At 70.4% G+C, this 16,149-nt stretch carries 12 protein-coding genes; 9 read left to right on the top strand and 3 right to left on the bottom strand.

Annotated features, from left to right (window positions below; all coding sequences use genetic code 11):
- Positions 1–146: 146 nt before the first annotated feature.
- From O5O46_RS18200 to O5O46_RS18170, 7 genes are all read left to right on the top strand, one after another.
- On the top strand, positions 147–1,343 hold the full coding sequence (locus O5O46_RS18200) for an ROK family transcriptional regulator (protein ID WP_269856526.1): 1,197 nt from the start codon (positions 147–149) through the stop codon (positions 1,341–1,343).
- A gap of 119 nt (positions 1,344–1,462) precedes the next feature.
- Positions 1,463–2,560 carry a substrate-binding domain-containing protein gene (locus tag O5O46_RS18195; protein ID WP_269856525.1) on the top strand — a complete coding sequence of 366 codons (1,098 nt, stop codon included), beginning with the start codon at positions 1,463–1,465 and terminating at the stop codon, positions 2,558–2,560.
- A gap of 231 nt (positions 2,561–2,791) precedes the next feature.
- Entirely contained in the window at positions 2,792–3,580 is a 789-nt protein-coding gene (locus tag O5O46_RS18190) for an ATP-binding cassette domain-containing protein (RefSeq protein ID WP_269856524.1), read from the top strand.
- Positions 3,577–4,887: a sugar ABC transporter permease gene (locus O5O46_RS18185; RefSeq protein WP_391858246.1), complete on the top strand. Its 1,311-nt coding sequence runs from the start codon at positions 3,577–3,579 to the stop codon at positions 4,885–4,887. Before O5O46_RS18190 ends, O5O46_RS18185 begins: the two co-directional genes overlap by 4 nt.
- A 167-nt stretch (positions 4,888–5,054) precedes the next feature.
- Complete coding sequence (gene dxs / locus O5O46_RS18180; RefSeq protein WP_269856523.1) at positions 5,055–6,974, top strand: 1-deoxy-D-xylulose-5-phosphate synthase; 1,920 nt, start codon at positions 5,055–5,057, stop codon at positions 6,972–6,974.
- Between the two features lie 210 nt (positions 6,975–7,184).
- The gene (locus O5O46_RS18175) at positions 7,185–8,645 is read left to right on the top strand and encodes an amino acid permease (RefSeq protein ID WP_269856522.1); all 1,461 of its coding nucleotides are present in this window, start codon (positions 7,185–7,187) and stop codon (positions 8,643–8,645) included.
- Positions 8,646–8,697: 52 nt separating this feature from the next.
- Complete coding sequence (locus tag O5O46_RS18170; protein WP_269856521.1) at positions 8,698–10,206, top strand: ArnT family glycosyltransferase; 1,509 nt, start codon at positions 8,698–8,700, stop codon at positions 10,204–10,206.
- Between the two features lie 12 nt (positions 10,207–10,218).
- Here the strand turns inward: O5O46_RS18170 and O5O46_RS18165 are convergent, their stop codons facing one another.
- On the bottom strand, positions 10,219–10,629 hold the full coding sequence (locus O5O46_RS18165) for a PIN domain-containing protein (protein WP_269856520.1): 411 nt from the start codon (positions 10,627–10,629) through the stop codon (positions 10,219–10,221).
- Between the two features lie 83 nt (positions 10,630–10,712).
- On the opposite strand from O5O46_RS18165, the gene O5O46_RS18160 reads away from it, so the two are divergent.
- A complete protein-coding gene (locus tag O5O46_RS18160) occupies positions 10,713–11,612 on the top strand; it encodes a DsbA family protein (protein ID WP_269856519.1) in 900 nt (299 codons plus the stop codon).
- 120 nt (positions 11,613–11,732) lie between these two features.
- Positions 11,733–12,707: an SPFH domain-containing protein gene (locus tag O5O46_RS18155; protein ID WP_269856518.1), complete on the top strand. Its 975-nt coding sequence runs from the start codon at positions 11,733–11,735 to the stop codon at positions 12,705–12,707.
- Positions 12,708–12,772: 65 nt separating this feature from the next.
- Here O5O46_RS18155 and O5O46_RS18150 read toward each other — a convergent pair whose 3' ends face one another.
- Positions 12,773–14,902, bottom strand: a complete 2,130-nt coding sequence (locus O5O46_RS18150) for a 3-hydroxyacyl-CoA dehydrogenase NAD-binding domain-containing protein (protein ID WP_269856517.1) — start codon at positions 14,900–14,902, stop codon at positions 12,773–12,775.
- Positions 14,899–16,113, bottom strand: coding sequence for a thiolase family protein (locus tag O5O46_RS18145; protein WP_269856516.1), 1,215 nt, complete (start codon positions 16,111–16,113; stop codon positions 14,899–14,901). Before O5O46_RS18145 ends, O5O46_RS18150 begins: the two co-directional genes overlap by 4 nt.
- Between the last annotated feature and the right edge of the window lie 36 nt (positions 16,114–16,149).

Genomic DNA, 16,149 nt, shown 5'->3' with positions numbered 1-16,149 from the left:
GTCGGTCATCGAGCCGGGGGTGCGGTCGCCCCACGTACGATGTGTGATCATCCGGGGTTCCTGCCGCTCAATACCTTGACGGGGCATGACCCCTGAGGCTCTGCTTAGAGTTCATATGTTGGAGGAACGGCAGGGAGTGGATGGTCGTGGAGACTCCGGGATCGCAGTCCTCGCTGCACCGGGCCAATCTTGAGCGGGTGGTCCGCGCGGTGCGGCTGGCGGGCTCGCTCACCCAGGCGGAGATCGCCCGCGGTACGGGACTGTCCGCCGCCACCGTCTCCAACATCGTCCGCGAGCTGCGGGACAACGGAACGGTGCAGGTCACCCCGACCTCCTCGGGCGGTCGGCGGGCCCGCAGCGTGTCGCTGTCAGGGGACGCCGGAATCGTGGTCGGCGTCGACTTCGGCCACTCCCATCTGCGGGTCGCCGTGGGCAACCTGGCCCACCAGGTGCTCGCCGAGCAGACCGAGCCGATCGATGTGGACGCCTCCGCGGCGCAGGGCTTCGACCGGGCGGAACGGCTGGTGGCGCAGCTGATCGAGACCACCGGGATCGGTGCCGACAAGGTGATCGGCGTCGGCCTGGGCGTGCCGGGGCCGATCGACGTGGCCACCGGTGTCCTCGGGTCCACCGCGATCATGCCGGGGTGGGGCGGCATCAACCCGCGCGAGGAGCTGGCCGGGCGGCTCGGCATGCCGGTGCACGTGGACAACGACGCCAACCTGGGCGCCCTCGGCGAGCTGGTCTGGGGCGCTGGCCGCGGGGTGAAGGACCTGGCCTACATCAAGGTGGCCAGCGGTGTCGGCGCCGGCCTGGTGATCAACGGGCAGATCTACCGGGGACCGGGCGGCACCGCGGGCGAGATAGGGCACATCACCCTGGACGAGTCCGGGCCGGTCTGCCGCTGCGGCAACCGCGGCTGCCTGGAGACCTTCACCGCCGCCCGGTACGTGCTGGACCTGCTGCGCGCCAGCCACGGCCCGGATCTGACGGTGCCGAAGATGGTACGGCTGGCCCGGGACGACGACCCCGGGTGCCGCCGGGTGATCGCCGACGTCGGCCGCCACGTCGGCATGGGCGTGGCCAACCTGTGCAACGTGCTCAACCCGAGCCGTGTGGTGCTCGGCGGGGAGCTGGCCGAGGCCGGGGAGGTGGTGCTGGGGCCCATCAGGGAATCCGTGGCCCGGTACGCCATTCCCAGCGCGGCCCGGCAACTCGCGGTGGTTCCCGGTGCTTTGGGGGCCCGGGCGGAAGTGCTGGGCGCGCTGGCATTGGTGCTCAGCGAAATGGGCGATTCAACTCTTTTGCCGGATTCCGCGCCTGCCGCCCTCGCGTTCAGCTAGATAACGAGGCGTGTCGTTGTCATCTCGTTAATTATTTACTTCTTGACGGCAAGCTTTGGTGGGAGTTGACTCACGTCCACCTCGGCCGCAACGTCGCGGCCCCGTCAGGGAGGTACTCAGTGAACACCACTCTGCGTCGTGCAGTCATCGCGACGGCGGCCGTTTCCATGGCGTTGTCCATGGCGGCGTGTGGCAAGGCGGGCGGCAGCAAAACCAGCGCCGCCGACGTGAACAACGGATTCCGTATCGGTCTGGCGCTTCCGGAGAACCAGACCGCGCGGTATGAGTCGGTCGACCGACCGAAGATCGAGGCGAAGCTGCACCAACTGTGCCCCAAGTGCCAGGTCGATTACGAAAACGCCGCGCAGAACGCCAATACCCAGCAGCAGCAGGTCGACACGCTCATCAATGACGGCGACAAGGTCATCATTCTCGACTCGGTCGACTACAAGGCCATCCAGCCGTCGGTGCAGAAGGCGCACGACAAGGGCGTGAAGATCGTCGCGTACGACCGGCTCGCCCAGGGGCCGATCGACGCCTACACCTCCTTCGACAACACCCAGGTCGGCAAGCAGCAGGGCCAGGCGCTCCTCCAGGCCATGGGCTCCAAGGCCAGCCCGAGCAGCCAGATAGTCATGGTCAACGGCGACAAGGGCGACCCCAACGCCGCCCAGTTCAAGGCCGGTGCGCACAGCGTGCTGGACGGAAAGGTCAAGATCGCCGCCGAGTTCGACACCAACGGCTGGCTGGCCAACAACGCCAACAACGAGGTCTCCGGCGCCATAAGCCGGATCGGCGGCAGCAACATCGCCGCGGTGTACTCGGCCAACGACGGCATGGCCGCCGGTATCATCTCCGCCCTGCAGTCCGCGCACATCAACCCGCTGCCGCCGGTCGGCGGCCAGGACGCGCAACTCGACGGCGTCCAGCGGGTGCTGGCGGGCACCCAGGCGTTCACCATCTACAAGCCGTACAAGGACGAGGCGGACGCCGCCGCCGAGATGGCGATCGAGGTGGCCACCGGCAAGCCGGTCTCCGCGGCCGACACCACGGTGGCCAGCGCCACCAACAAGGGAATCCCGGCGAAGCTGATCCCGACCCAGATCCTGACCGACAAGAACATCCAGCAGACGGTGATCGCGGGCGGCCTGTTCACGGTCAACCAGCTTTGCTCCGGTCAGTACGCGGCCGACTGCGCCAAGGCGGGACTGAAGTAGCCGCCCTTTTTCCTCGCGGTCAGCGGTTGATGACCGCTGATATCAGCCGTCCGGTGCGCTGTCCCGGCAAACAGACCCCGCTAACGGGACAGCGCACCGGACATCCCCGGGGAGGCTTCCCCGGAAAACGGCCTCGCTTTCTCCGGCGCGGCATTCCCAAACTTTTCTCGCACAGCATTCCGCGTCTGCCACCGCAGCGCGGCATCCCCCGCCGGCCAGGCGGCGAAGGAGATGGTTCACGTGTCCGCTACGCCCGTGCTGGCGTTGCGCGGGATCTCCAAGCGGTTCGGTGCCGTACAGGCGCTCACCGATGTCGAATTGGAGGTCCGTGCCGGTGAGGTGGTCGCCCTGGTGGGCGACAACGGCGCCGGAAAGTCGACGCTGGTGAAGACGATCGCCGGAGTTCACCCGATCGACGAAGGCGTCATCGAGTGGGAGGGCCGGCCCGTGACGATCAACCGGCCGCATGACGCCCAGGGACTGGGCATCGCGACCGTCTACCAGGACCTGGCGCTGTGCGACAACCTCGATGTCGTCCAGAACCTGTTCCTGGGCCGGGAGGTCCGCAGGGTCGGCGTACTCGACGAGGTGGAGATGGAGAAGCGCTCCCGCGAACTCCTCAACACCCTTTCCATCCGCATCCCCAGCGTGCGGATCCCGATCGCCTCGCTCTCCGGCGGTCAGCGCCAGACGGTGGCCATAGCCCGTTCCCTGATCGGCGACCCCAAGGTCGTCATCCTGGACGAGCCCACCGCCGCCCTCGGCGTGGAGCAGACCGCCCAGGTCCTCGACCTGGTCGAGCGGCTCCGCGAACGCGGCCTGGCCGTCATCCTGATCAGCCACAACATGGTGGACGTCATGGCGGTCGCGGACCAGGTCGCGGTGCTGCGGCTGGGCCGCAACAACGGCGTCTTCGCCGCAAGGGAAACCACCCAGGAAGAGATCATCTCCGCCATCACCGGCGCCACGGACAACGCCGTGACCCGCCGGAAGGCGCGCACCGCGGAGGCGGACAAGTGAGCAACTCCGATCTGCACAAGCCCCCGGTCGCGGACGACGCCGAGCAGGAACCGGCGGTCGCCGCGCCGCCCCCCGCCGCCGACGCCATCGTGGCGGTCGACCCACGGCTGCTCATACGCGAGCAGGGACTCGCCGGCTATGTCACCGAGTTCAAGCGCCGCCTGCACAGCGGCGATCTGGGATCCATGCCGGTGATCGTCGCCCTGATCCTCATCTGGGGCGTCTTCCAGGGAATGAACAGCACGTTCCTGTCGGCCAACAACCTGTCCACCATCGCGTTCAACGTGGTGGGCACCGGCATGATCGCCGTCGGGATCGTCTTCGTCCTGCTGCTGGGCGAGATCGACCTGTCGGTGTCCTACGTCAGCGGTCTGGCCGGCGCGGTCTTCGCCGTGCTCAGCGTCTACCACGGGTTCCCCGAGCCGCTGGCCTTGGTGCTGGGCATCCTCACCGGCACGGCGATCGGCGCGCTGCAGGGCTTCTTCTTCGCCAAGGTGGGCGTACCGGCGTTCGTGGTGACGCTGGCCGGCTTCCTGGCGTGGAACGGCGCCATGCTCTGGGTGCTCGGCAAGAACGGCACCATCAACCTCAAGGCCAACGGCCTGCTGTACAACCTCTACAACTACACCTTCACCGACGTCGCCTACGCCTACGGTCTGGCGCTGATCGGGGTGCTGCTCTACCTCGGCTCCTCGCTGTGGCAGGCCAACCGCCGCCGGCAGGCCGGGGTGCCGTTCCGTCCGCTGACCGACATCATCGTCAAGACGGTGCTCCTGGCGATCGTCTCGTTCGCCGCCGCCGTGGTGCTCAACCAGGCGGACGGGCTGCCGCTGTGCCTGCTGCTGTTCCTGGCGGTGGTCATCGGTCTCGACCTGGTGCTGCGCCGCACCACCTACGGGCGGCAGATCTTCGCGGTCGGCGGTGGCATCGAGGCCGCCCGCCGGGCGGGCATCAACGTGGCCTGGATCCGGATCTCGGTGTTCATGCTGGCGGGCACGATGGCCGCGGTCGGCGGCATGTTCCTGGCCGGCCAGGTCAACTCGGCCCAGTCCACCCAGGGTGGCGGCAACACGCTGATGAACGCGATCGCCGCGGCCGTCATCGGCGGCACCAGCCTGTTCGGCGGCCGGGGCAAGACCTGGTCGGCGCTGCTGGGCGCGCTGGTGATCGTCTCGATCCAGCAGGGCATGTACATCCTCAACCTGAACACCGCGATCCAATACATGATCACCGGTGCGGTGCTGCTGGCCGCCGTGGTGGTCGACTCGGTGTCGCGCAGGACACAGAAGGCGTCCGGCCGGGCCTAGCGTCCGCCCTCCCCGGGTACCCGGCGTGCCACGGCACGCCGGGTACCGTTGCGTTCGCCCGGGTGACGTGAATCGCATCGCCCGGCCGACTTCGCTCAGGACGGAACATTAGACTCGACGGACTGACCGGCAACGCTCGACAGGTTCGACAGCACAAGGAGGCACGGGTGGCCCTGCTATCCCGTATCAAGGGACCGCGCGACCTCGACCGGCTCACCCAGGAGCAGCTGGTGGAGCTGGCGGGCGAGATCCGGACCTTCCTCGTCGAGGCCGTGTCCAAGACCGGCGGCCACCTCGGGCCGAACCTCGGCGTGGTGGAGCTGACCATCGCGCTGCACCGGGTCTTCGACTCGCCCAAGGACAAGGTGCTGTTCGACACCGGCCATCAGAGCTACGTCCACAAACTGCTCACCGGCCGTCAGGACTTCTCCAGGCTGCGCAACAAGGGCGGCCTGTCCGGCTACCCCTCGCGCGCCGAGTCCGAGCACGACGTCATCGAGAACTCGCACGCCTCCACGGTGCTCGGCTGGGCCGACGGCCTGGCCAAGGCCAACCAGGTGCTGGACCGCAAGGACCACGTCGTCGCGGTGATCGGCGACGGAGCGCTCACCGGCGGCATGGCCTGGGAGGCGCTCAACAACATCGCCGCCGCCAAGGACCGCCCGCTGGTCATCGTCGTCAACGACAACGAGCGCTCCTACGCGCCGACCATCGGCGGTCTGGCCAACCACCTCGCCACGCTGCGCACCACCGACGGCTACGAGCGCTTCCTCGCCCGCGGCAAGGACTTGCTGGAGCGCACCCCGCTGATCGGCCAGCCGCTGTACGAGACGCTGCACGGCGCCAAGAAGGGGCTGAAGGACTTCATCGCCCCGCAGGGCATGTTCGAGGACCTCGGGCTGAAGTACGTCGGCCCGATCGACGGCCACAACGTGGAGGCCCTGGAGTCCGCGCTGCAGCGCGCCAAGCGCTTCGGCGGCCCGGTGATCGTGCACTGCCTCACCGAGAAGGGGCGCGGCTACAAGCCTGCCGAGCAGGACGAGGCGGACCGCTTCCACGGCATCGGCGTCATCCACCCGGACACCGGTCTGCCGGTGTCCGCCGCGGGCACTGACTGGACGTCGGTCTTCGGCGAGGAGATGGTCAAGCTCGGTCACGAGCGCGAGGACATCGTGGCCATCACGGCGGCGATGCTCCAGCCGGTCGGCCTCGCCCCCTTCGCCGAGGCGTTCCCCGACCGGGTCTACGACGTGGGCATCGCCGAGCAGCACGGCGCGGTGTCGGCGGCGGGCCTGGCCACCGGCGGGCTGCACCCGGTGTTCGCGCTGTACGCGACCTTCCTCAACCGGGCCTTCGACCAGGTGCTGATGGACGTGGCGCTGCACAGGTGCGGGGTGACCTTCGTCCTCGACCGCTCCGGCGTCACCGGCCCGGACGGCGCCTCCCACCACGGCATGTGGGACATGTCGATCCTCCAGGTCGTACCCGGGCTGCGGCTCGCCGCACCGCGCGACGCCGACCAGGTACGCGCCCAGCTGCGTGAGGCCGTCGAGGTCAATGACGCGCCGACCGTGGTGCGCTACTCCAAGGGCGCCGTGGGCCCCGCGGTCCAGGCGGTCGGCCGGATCGGCGGCATGGACGTGCTGCGCGACCCGGCGGTCGGGCAGGAGCAGCCGGACGTGCTCATCGTCTCCGTCGGCGCGCTCGCCCCGATGTGCCTTGAGGTCGCCGAACTCCTCGACGCCCAGGGCATCTCCAGCACCGTCGTCGACCCGCGCTGGGTCAAGCCGGTGGACGAGGCACTGCCCGCCCTCGCCGCACGCCACCGCGTGGTGGTCACCGTGGAGGACAACTGCCGTACCGGAGGCGTCGGTTCGGCCGTCTCGCAGGCGCTGCGGGACGCCGAGGTGGACGTGCCGCTGCGGGACTTCGGCATTCCGCCGGTCTTCCTCGACCACGCCTCCCGCAAGGAGGTCATGTCCGAGATCGGGCTCACCGCCCCCGCCATCGCGCGTCAGGTGACCGGCCTGGTGGCCACGTTGGACGGCCGCTACGAGGACGAGCCGACCAGCGTCACCAGCGACTGACCGCACGCCCACCGATGGGCTGGGCGGACCACTGCGAGGAGTGGTCCGCCCGGCCCATCGGCGCATCTGCATGCGTGCCCTTTCGGGTGACCTGGCCATCCGGGTGCCGGGCTGGCAGACCGGCCGTCCCGACCATGTGGGCAGGACAACCGTGGAGGTGCGTCGATGGATGCCAGAACGCCACAGCCCGCGATCCGGTCGCGGAACCCGATGTTCCGCACGAAGTCCGTCGAGCAGTCGATCCAGGACACCGAGGAGCCCGAACACGCCCTCCGCAAGTCGCTGTCCGCCCTTGACCTGACCGTCTTCGGCGTCGGCGTCATCATCGGCACCGGCATCTTCGTCCTCACCGGCCAGGTGGCCAGGTCCTACGCCGGGCCCGCGGTCGCCCTGTCGTTCGTCGCCGCGGGCGTGGTGTGCGCGCTGGCCGCCCTGTGCTACGCGGAGTTCGCCTCCACCGTGCCGGTCGCCGGATCCGCGTACACCTTCTCGTACGCCTCGATCGGCGAGCTGCCCGCGTGGATCATCGGCTGGGACCTGATCCTCGAACTCGCCCTGGGCTGTGCGGTGGTGGCGGTCGGCTGGTCCGGGTACATCAGGTCGCTGCTGGACACAGCGGGGCTCCGCCTGCCGCGCGGGCTGACCGGGGTCGGCGCCGGCGGGGAGTTCGACCTGATGGCCTTCCTGCTGGTGCTGGTGCTCACCGGGGTGCTGGTCGCCGGGATGAAGCTGTCCGCCCGGCTCACCTCGCTGATCGTGGGGATCAAGGTGATCGTGGTGCTGATCGTGATCGTCGCCGGGGCGTTCTACGTCAGCAGCGCCAACTACATGCCGTTCCTGCCCGCCGCGCAACGGGCCGGCGGCGCCTCCTCGGGGCTCGGCGCACCGCTGGTCCAGCTGATCTTCGGGTACAAGCCGACGACCTTCGGCGTGTGGGGCGTGTTCACCGCCGCCGCCGTGGTGTTCTTCGCGTTCATCGGCTTCGACATCGTGGCGACCGCCGCCGAGGAGACCAGGAACCCCGCGCGGGACGTCCCGCTGGGCATCCTCGGCTCGCTGGCCGTGTGCACGGTCCTGTACGTCGCGGTGTCCGTCGTCGTCACCGGCATGCAGAAGTACAGCCGGCTGTCGGTGGAAGCCCCGCTCTCCGACGCCTTCAAGGTGAACCACGCGCCGGTCTGGTCCGGGGTGATCAGCTTCGGCGCGGCCGTCGGCCTCACCTCGGTCTGCATGATCCTGCTGCTCGGCCAGAGCCGGGTGTTCTTCGCGATGAGCCGGGACGGACTGCTGCCGAGGTTCTTCTCGCAGGTCCACCCGCGGTTCGGCACCCCCTACCGGGCCACCCTGCTGCTCGGTCTGGTGGTCGCGGTGGTGGCCGGTTTCACCAGCATCGCGGAGCTGTCGGAACTGGTGAACATCGGCACACTGTTCGCGTTCGTGGTGGTCGCGGTGGGTGTGGTGATCCTGCGCCGGACGCGGCCGGATCTGCCGCGCTCCTTCCGTACCCCGTGGGTTCCGGTCATCCCGGTGCTGTCGGTGTGCGCCTCGCTGTGGCTGATGCTCAACCTGCCCGCGGAGACCTGGCTGCGGTTCGCCGTCTGGATGGTCGTCGGCTTCCTCCTGTACTTCGCCTACGGGCGGCGGCACAGCCGCCTCGGCCTGCGCGGCTGACCGGACACGCCTCGTTTCCCAGTCCGGACCGCCGCCCGGTACGTTGGACCGCATGCCTGCCGCCCCCGAGACCGCCGGTGTCACGACGGCGCGGCTGCCGTCGCAGCGGGGCGACGGGACCGCGGTGGCCCGTACCGGCTCCGGCCACTACTGGGTGCGGCTGCTGCCGGTGCTCGCCGTGCTGGCCGCCCTGACCCGACTGCCGTCCTTCCTGCGCCCGATCTGGAACCCCGACGAGGGGTTCCTCGCCACCCAGGCGCGGATGCTGGCGCACGGCGGCGTGCTCTACGACACGGTGGTGGACCGCAAACCACCGCTGCTGCCCTGGCTGTACCAGGGCGCGTTCTGGCTGTTCGGGGACGCCTCGCTGACGCCGCTTCGGATCGCCGCGGTGCTCGCCCAACTGGTCACCGCGGCGCTGCTGGCCGCCCTCGCCCGGCGCCGCTGGGGGAACCTGGCGGGTGCGACCGCGGGCATCGGCCATCTGCTGGTCTCCGTGGGGCTCTCCCCCGAGGACAGCCAGGCCGCGACCTTCGAGGTCTTCATGCTCCCGTGGACGGTGGCGGCCTTTCTCTGCGCGGATCTCGCCCGCGGCCGGTCGGCGGCGCGCTGGGGTGCGCTCGCGGGGCTCGCCGTGGCGGGCGCGGCGCTCACCAAGCAGACCGGCGGCGCGGTGCTGCTGCCGGTGGTCTGGCTGCTGTGGCGGTCCGGTCCTGGCCGGGCGCGGGCGCTGGGCGGTCTCGCGGTCGGCTTCCTGGTGCCGGGGCTCGCCGTGGCGCTCGTACTGGGGGCGCACCGGTTCCTGTTCTGGACGGTGACCGGCTCGGGGTCCTACCTGTCGGTGAGCGGTGCCTGGCTGGTCGCCGTCGGGCGGGCGCTCGGCAACACGGGGATCCTGGCCGCCGCCTGTGCGGGGGCCGTGGTCCCGGCGCTGTACCTGCTGGCCAGGCGTCGCCGGTTCGCCGAGTCCGACCTGTGGATATGGCTGGCCGCTTCGGCGGTCGCGGTCACCACCGGTTTCCAGTTCTACGGCCACTACTACCTGCAGCTGCTGCCACCGCTGGTGCTGCTCGGGGTGGCCGCCCTGCGCCGGCTGCCGCGCTGGTGGCGCCCGGCCGCCGGATGGACCGCGCTGGCGGCCTGCGGCTTCACGGTCTGGGGGCTGGCGGCGCCGCACGGCGACCTGGACCACGCGAGCCGGGTCGCCGCCGCGATCGCGCACCGCACCGCGCCGGGGGAGACGGTTCTGGTCTGGGGCATGCACCCCGAGGACTACTGGCTGTCCGGCCGCGCGCCCGCCAGCCGTTATCTGACCGCCGGGTTCCTCACCAACTTCAGCGGCGGCCGCGGCGGCGCGCGGGTCGGCGAGGAGTACGCGGTGCCGGGCGCCTGGCGCACCTTCCGGCAGGAGATGGAACGCCGCCCGCCCGCCCTGATCGTGGACGACTCGCGCGGCCAGCCGTACGGCCCGGCGCACATCCCCGCCTTCCGCCACCTGCTGGCGGGCTACCACCGCACCGCCACCGCCGACGGCGCCGTGCTCTACGTCCGGCGGTCCTAGCGCGTCAGGCCGTCATGGCCGCACCGACCGCGGCCCCACGCAGACCACGCCGTGGGCCGCGGCCCGCTCGCGCAGCGCCCGGTCGGCGGTGACCAGCAGCAGCGGGCGGCCGGGGGCCTGACGGGCGGCCCGCTCCAGCAGCTCCACCATCCGGTCGTCACCGCTGCCCGGCGCCGCCTCCACCCGCACCTCAGGCACCGAGGCCACGTCGCGCGCCGCGCCCTCGACGACCAGGACCACTTCCAGTGGTGTGTTCTTCGCCCACTCGGGTACGTCGGCGTCTTCCGGGAAGCCCCGCTCGGCCAGCGGCACCAGGGCGTCGCGCAGCCGCTCGCTGGCGCCGTGCCGGTCCCGCCACCAGCCGTCCGGCACGGCCCCCACAGTGTTGGCCGCGTCCACGACAACCAGTGGTTCAAAGGTCATGGGCCTACCCTGGCACGGTCCCGCCTCCAGGGGCGGTGGTATACAGGCGCGGTAGGGCAACGCAGGAAGTGATGGGACGCGTGATGGCAGAGTCCAAGGGGCCACAGGAGGCCACCGGGCAGGTTGAGCCGACGGCTTCGGGTACGGCGGGCTCCCGCGGCGGCTGGCACCGCTGGCGTCCCTACTCGGCGGCGATCGTCGCGGTCGCGGCGATCTTCGTGGTGTCCGCGGTGATCGGCGCGCACGTACGGGCCGGTAAGAACACCACCGTCAAGCCGCCGAACGGTGTCCCCAGCGCGGCTCCGCTGAGCATTCCGATCAACCCCGCGGTGCCGGTGACCCTCACGGTGTACATGGACATGCGCAGCCCGCAGTCCAAGACGTTCGCGGAGAGCTACGCCAGCACCTTCGACCGGCTGCTCAACTCCGGCCAGGCCAGGATCGAGTACCGCCTGGTCACCTCGACCGACGCCAAGCTGGGCGGCAAGGGCTCCGCGATGGCCGCCAACGCGGTGGCCTGCGCCCAGGACCAGGGCAAGGACCAGTTCGAGGCCTACGTCAAGCAGTTGTGGAAGCACCAGCCCGCCCGGGCGCACGACAGGTTCGCCAGCGCCGCGTACCTGGAGAAGCTGGCGGAGAAGCTGCCGGGGCTTCCCAAGTCGGAGAAGCTCCAGGCTTCCGAGTTCGTGCCCTGTGTGAACGACGACGACCACGGCGGCTGGGTCATCGCCTCGCAGAAGAAGTACCAGCAGGACGGTCTCGGCGACGTACCGGTGCTGCAGATCAACGGCCAAACGGTGTCCCCGGCCAAGGACGGGCTGACCCCGGCCAAGCTGGTCTCCCTGGTGGAGCAGGCGGCGGCCCTCGCCGACACCCAGCCGTCGCCGTCCGCTTCCGCTTCGGCTTCCCCTTCGGCGCCCGCCAAGCCGTCCGCCACCGCCTCCGCGCCGAGTGCGCCGTCCCGTACACCGTCGGCGGGCTGACGGCGCCTCCGTTCCGCCAACGGGAGCATTAAAAACACATAATCCGACTCGCGCAGCCTGTCTTCTGCCGTTTCGCACCGGATGTCTCGCAGGATGGACCCCTAGGTGCTGGGCGGCTGGATGACGGAGGGCGGAGCCATGGTGCTACCGGTGTTCGCCGGATCTGTCGCCGCTGCCACGGAACGGGCACCCACCGCCACCGAGCCGACCGAACGCCAAGGCCCCTGTCTGCCGGGCTGGTTGGCGGTCAGCACCGGCGCCGCCGCCGCGGGCGCCGCGCTGTGGCTGCTGTGGTGGCGGGGTGTGCTCCCGGACCGGGTCGCCGGGTACGAGGTGCTGCCCGGCAGCCCGGGTTACGGAGCCGACTACGCGACCTGGGGCGCCGTGATGCTGCTCGCCGCGCTGGGCGCGATCGCCGTCGGCGGGCTCAACCGCGGCCGACCCGGCAGCGTTTGGGTGCTGACCTGGTGCGGCGGCTACCGCGGCACCGTACGGCGCACCGGACTGCTGTGGATCAATCCGCTGCTGACCAGGCGCCGGGTGGACGTGGCGCTGCGCCACTGGCGCAGTCGGCCCATCGAGGCCGTGGACGCCGACGGCACCCGGCTGCACGCGACGGTGCTGCTGGTCTGGCGGGTACGGGACACCGCCCGGGCCTGCTTCGCCGTCGACAACCACGTCGTCTACCTGCGCGACCAGATGGAGTGCGCGGTGACCCGGGTGCTCTCCCGGCTGCCCACCGACGACTTCCGCACCCGCTCGCGGACACTGCGCGACACCGACCACGTGGGTGACGCCCTGACCCTGGCACTGATGGAGGAGATGCGCCCGGTGGGCATCGAGATCGTCTCGGCCCGGCCGATGCGCATCGACTACGCGCCCGAGGTCGCCGTGATCATGCGGCGCAGGCAGCTGGCGGCCCTTGACGCCCGGCACCGCCAGGCGCTGGTCGGCGATGTGGTCACCACGGTCGCCGAAACGGTCTGCGGGCTCACCGACCGGGGCCGGATCGCCCTGGACGACCACGCGCGCACGGTGCTGGTGAAGGACCTGACCGCCGCCCTGTGCGGACCACCCGGCAGAACGCCGGGTTGAAGCGAGGACGCGAAAGGGCCGCCCGGGAGGGGACAACTCCCGGGCGGCCCTCGCGTGTCACCCGGTTACGCCGGGACGCTGGCGACGCCCGGGGCGAGGAACCGCTTGCCGTTCACCCGCTCCGAGACGCCCTCGCGGTCCAGGTACGGAGTGATGCCGCCCAGGTGGAACGGCCAGCCCGCGCCGGTGATCAGGCACAGGTCGATGTCCTGCGCCTCGGCCACCACGCCCTCGTCGAGCATCAGGCCGATCTCCTGCGCCACCGCGTCCAGCACCCGGTCGCGCACCTGCTCCTCGGTGAGCTTGACGTCGCCCTGCTCCAGCAGCGCCGCGACCTCGGGGTCCAGCTCCGGCTTGCCGGAGTCGTAGACGTAGAAGCCGCGCTTGCCCGCCTTGACCACCGCGGCCAGGTTCGGCGAGACCGTGAAGCGGTCGGGGAAGGCGCCGTGCAGCGTCTCCGACACGTGCAGGCCGATCGCCGGGCCGACCAGCTCCAGCAGCACCAGCGGGGACATCGGCAGACCGAGCGGCTCGATGGCCTTCTCGGCGACCTCGACCGAGGTGCCCTCGTCGATGACGTTCTGGATCTCGCCCATGAAACGGGTCAGGATCCGGTTGACCACGAACGCCGGGGCGTCCTTGACCAGCACCGCGGTCTTCTTCAGCTTCTTCGCCACACCGAAGGCGGTGGCCAGCGAGGCGTCGTCGGTCTTCTCGCCGCGCACGATCTCCAGCAGCGGCAGCACCGCGACCGGGTTGAAGAAGTGGAAGCCGACGACCCGCTCCGGGTGCTGGAGCTTCGACGCCATCTCGCTCACCGACAGCGAGGAGGTGTTGGTCGCCAGGATGGTGTCCGGTCCGACGACCGCCTCCACCTCGGCGAACACCTTCTGCTTGACGCCCATCTCCTCGAAGACGGCCTCGATGACGAAGTCCGCGTCGCCGAAGGCGGCCGCCTTGTCCAGGGAGCCGGACACCAGGGCCTTGAGCCGGTTGGCCTTGTCGTTGTTCACCCGGCCCTTGGCGAGCAGCTTGTCGATCTCGCCGTGGACGTAGGACACGCCCTTGTCGACCCGCTCCTGGTCGATGTCGGTCAGCACGACCGGCACCTCGAGGCGGCGGGCGAACAGCAGCGCCAGCTGGGAGGCCATCAGACCGGCGCCGACCACGCCGACCTTGCCGACCGGGCGGGCCAGGTTCTTGTCCGGCGCACCGGCCGGGCGCTTGCCGCGCTTCTGCACCAGGTTGAACGAGTAGATCCCGGCGCGCAGTTCGCCGCCCATGATCAGGTCGGCGAGCGCCTGGTCCTCGGCGTCGAAGCCCTGCCGCAGGTCCCCGTTCCTGGCGCCCGCGATGATGTCCAGCGCGCGGTACGCGGCCGGGGCGGCGCCGTGCACCTTGCCGTCGGCGATGAACCGGCCGCGCGCCACGGCCTGGTCCCAGGCCTCGCCGCGGTCCACCTCGGCCCGTACGACCTCGGTCTCGCCCTTGAGTACGGACGCGGTCCAGGCCAGCGACTGCTCCAGGAAGTCCGCACCCTCGAAGATCGCGTCGGCGATGCCGAGTTCGAAGACCTGCTTGCCCTTGAGCTGCTTGTTCTGGTTGAGCGAGTTCTCGATGATGACGCTCACCGCGCGGTCCGCGCCGATCAGGTTCGGCAGCAGCGTGCAGCCGCCCCAGCCCGGCACCAGGCCGAGGAAGACCTCGGGCAGCGAGAACGCGGGCAGCGCCTTGGAGACCGTGCGGTACGAGCAGTGCAGACCGACCTCGACACCGCCGCCCATCGCCGCGCCGTTGTAGTACGCGAAGGTGGGAACGGCGAGCGCGGACAGCCGCTTGAAGACGTCGTGGCCGCCCTTGCCGATGGCCAGCGCGTCCTCGTGCCGCTTCAGCAGCTCGACGCCCTTGAGGTCGGCGCCGACCGCGAAGATGAACGGCTTGCCGGTGATGCCCACACCGACGATCTCGCCGTCCGCGGCCTCCTTCTCCACCTGGTCGATCGCCGTGTTGAGGTTGGCGAGCGACTGCGGGCCGAAGGTGGTCGGCTTGGTGTGGTCCAGGCCGTTGTCCAGCGTGATCAGCGCGAACTTGCCCGCGCCCCGCGGCAGTTCGAGGTGGCGTACGTGCGCCTGGGTGACGACCTCGTCAGGGAACAGCTCGGCCGCCCCCTTCAACAGCTCAGCGGTGGTGCTCACTTGCCCTCCCAGTGCGGGTTCTCCCAGATGACGGTCCCGCCCATGCCGAAGCCGACGCACATGGTGGTCAGGCCGTAGCGGACCTGCGGCTGCTCCTCGAACTGGCGGGCCAGCTGCGTCATGAGCCGCACACCGGAGGAGGCCAGCGGGTGGCCGAACGCGATCGCGCCGCCGTACTGGTTGACGCGCGGGTCGTCGTCAGCGATGCCGTAGTGGTCGAGGAAGGCGAGCACCTGCACGGCGAACGCCTCGTTGACCTCGAACAGGCCGATGTCGGAGATCGACAGGCCCGCCTTGGCCAGCGCCTTCTCGGTCGCCGGAACCGGACCGATGCCCATCACCTCGGGCTCGACACCGGCGAACGCGTAGCTGACCAGCCGCATCTTGACCGGCAGGCCCAGCTCGTTCGCGACGTCCTCGGCCGCCAGCAGGGAGGCGGTGGCACCGTCGTTGAGGCCCGCGGCGTTTCCGGCGGTCACCCGGCCGTGGGCGCGGAACGGGGTCTTGAGGCTCGCCAGGTTCTCCAGCGTGGTGCCCGGGCGCATCGGCTCGTCGGCGGTGGCCAGACCCCAACCGGTCTCGCCCGCCTCGGGGTTGGTGCGGCGCACCGAGATCGGCACCAGGTCCTGCTGGATCTTGCCGTTGGCGTACGCCTTGGCGGCCTTCTCCTGGCTGCGCACCGAGTACTCGTCGGCCCGCTGCTTGGTCAGGTGCGGGAAGCGGTCGTGCAGGTTCTCCGCCGTCATGCCCATGAACAGGGCGGACTCGTCGACCAGCTTCTCGGAGACGAAGCGCGGGTTGGGGTCCACGCCCTCACCCATCGGGTGGCGGCCCATGTGCTCGACACCACCGGCGACGACCACGTCGTACGCGCCGAAGGCGATGCCGCCCGAGGTCGTGGTGACCGCGGTCATCGCGCCCGCGCACATGCGGTCGATGGAGAAGCCGGGAACGGTCTTCGGGAGCCCGGCGAGGATGCCCGCGGTACGGCCCAGGGTCAGGCCCTGGTCGCCGATCTGCGTGGTGGCGGCGACGGCGACCTCGTCGATCCGCTCCGCCGGCAGGTCCGGGTTGCGCCGCAGCAGCTCCCGGATGCACTTGATCACCAGGTCGTCGGCGCGGGTCTCGTGGTAGATGCCCTTGGGGCCCGCCTTGCCGAACGGGGTGCGGACGCCGTCAACGAAGACGACGTCCCTAGCGGTACGAGGCACGTTGGCTCTCCCTCATTCGTGTTCGCTCGCCGCCGG

It is taken from the genome of Streptomyces sp. RPT161 (assembly GCF_027533845.1).
GTDB lineage: Bacteria > Actinomycetota > Actinomycetes > Streptomycetales > Streptomycetaceae > Streptantibioticus_A > Streptantibioticus_A silvisoli_A.
The sequence above is the reverse complement of the archived record's forward strand: the minus strand, read 5'-3'. Positions and strand labels throughout refer to the sequence as shown.

Bases quoted from the DNA above. Each gene is read 5' to 3' on its own strand.
- O5O46_RS18175 (WP_269856522.1), top strand. From the start codon at position 7,185: ATGTTCCGCACGAAGTCCGTCGAGCAGTCGATCCAGGACACCGAGGAG.
- O5O46_RS18190 (WP_269856524.1), top strand. From the start codon at position 2,792: ATGGTTCACGTGTCCGCTACGCCCGTGCTGGCGTTGCGCGGGATCTCC.
- O5O46_RS18155 (WP_269856518.1), top strand. From the start codon at position 11,733: ATGACGGAGGGCGGAGCCATGGTGCTACCGGTGTTCGCCGGATCTGTC.
- O5O46_RS18160 (WP_269856519.1), top strand. From the start codon at position 10,713: ATGGCAGAGTCCAAGGGGCCACAGGAGGCCACCGGGCAGGTTGAGCCG.
- O5O46_RS18165 (WP_269856520.1), bottom strand. From the start codon at position 10,629: ATGACCTTTGAACCACTGGTTGTCGTGGACGCGGCCAACACTGTGGGG.
- O5O46_RS18170 (WP_269856521.1), top strand. From the start codon at position 8,698: ATGCCTGCCGCCCCCGAGACCGCCGGTGTCACGACGGCGCGGCTGCCG.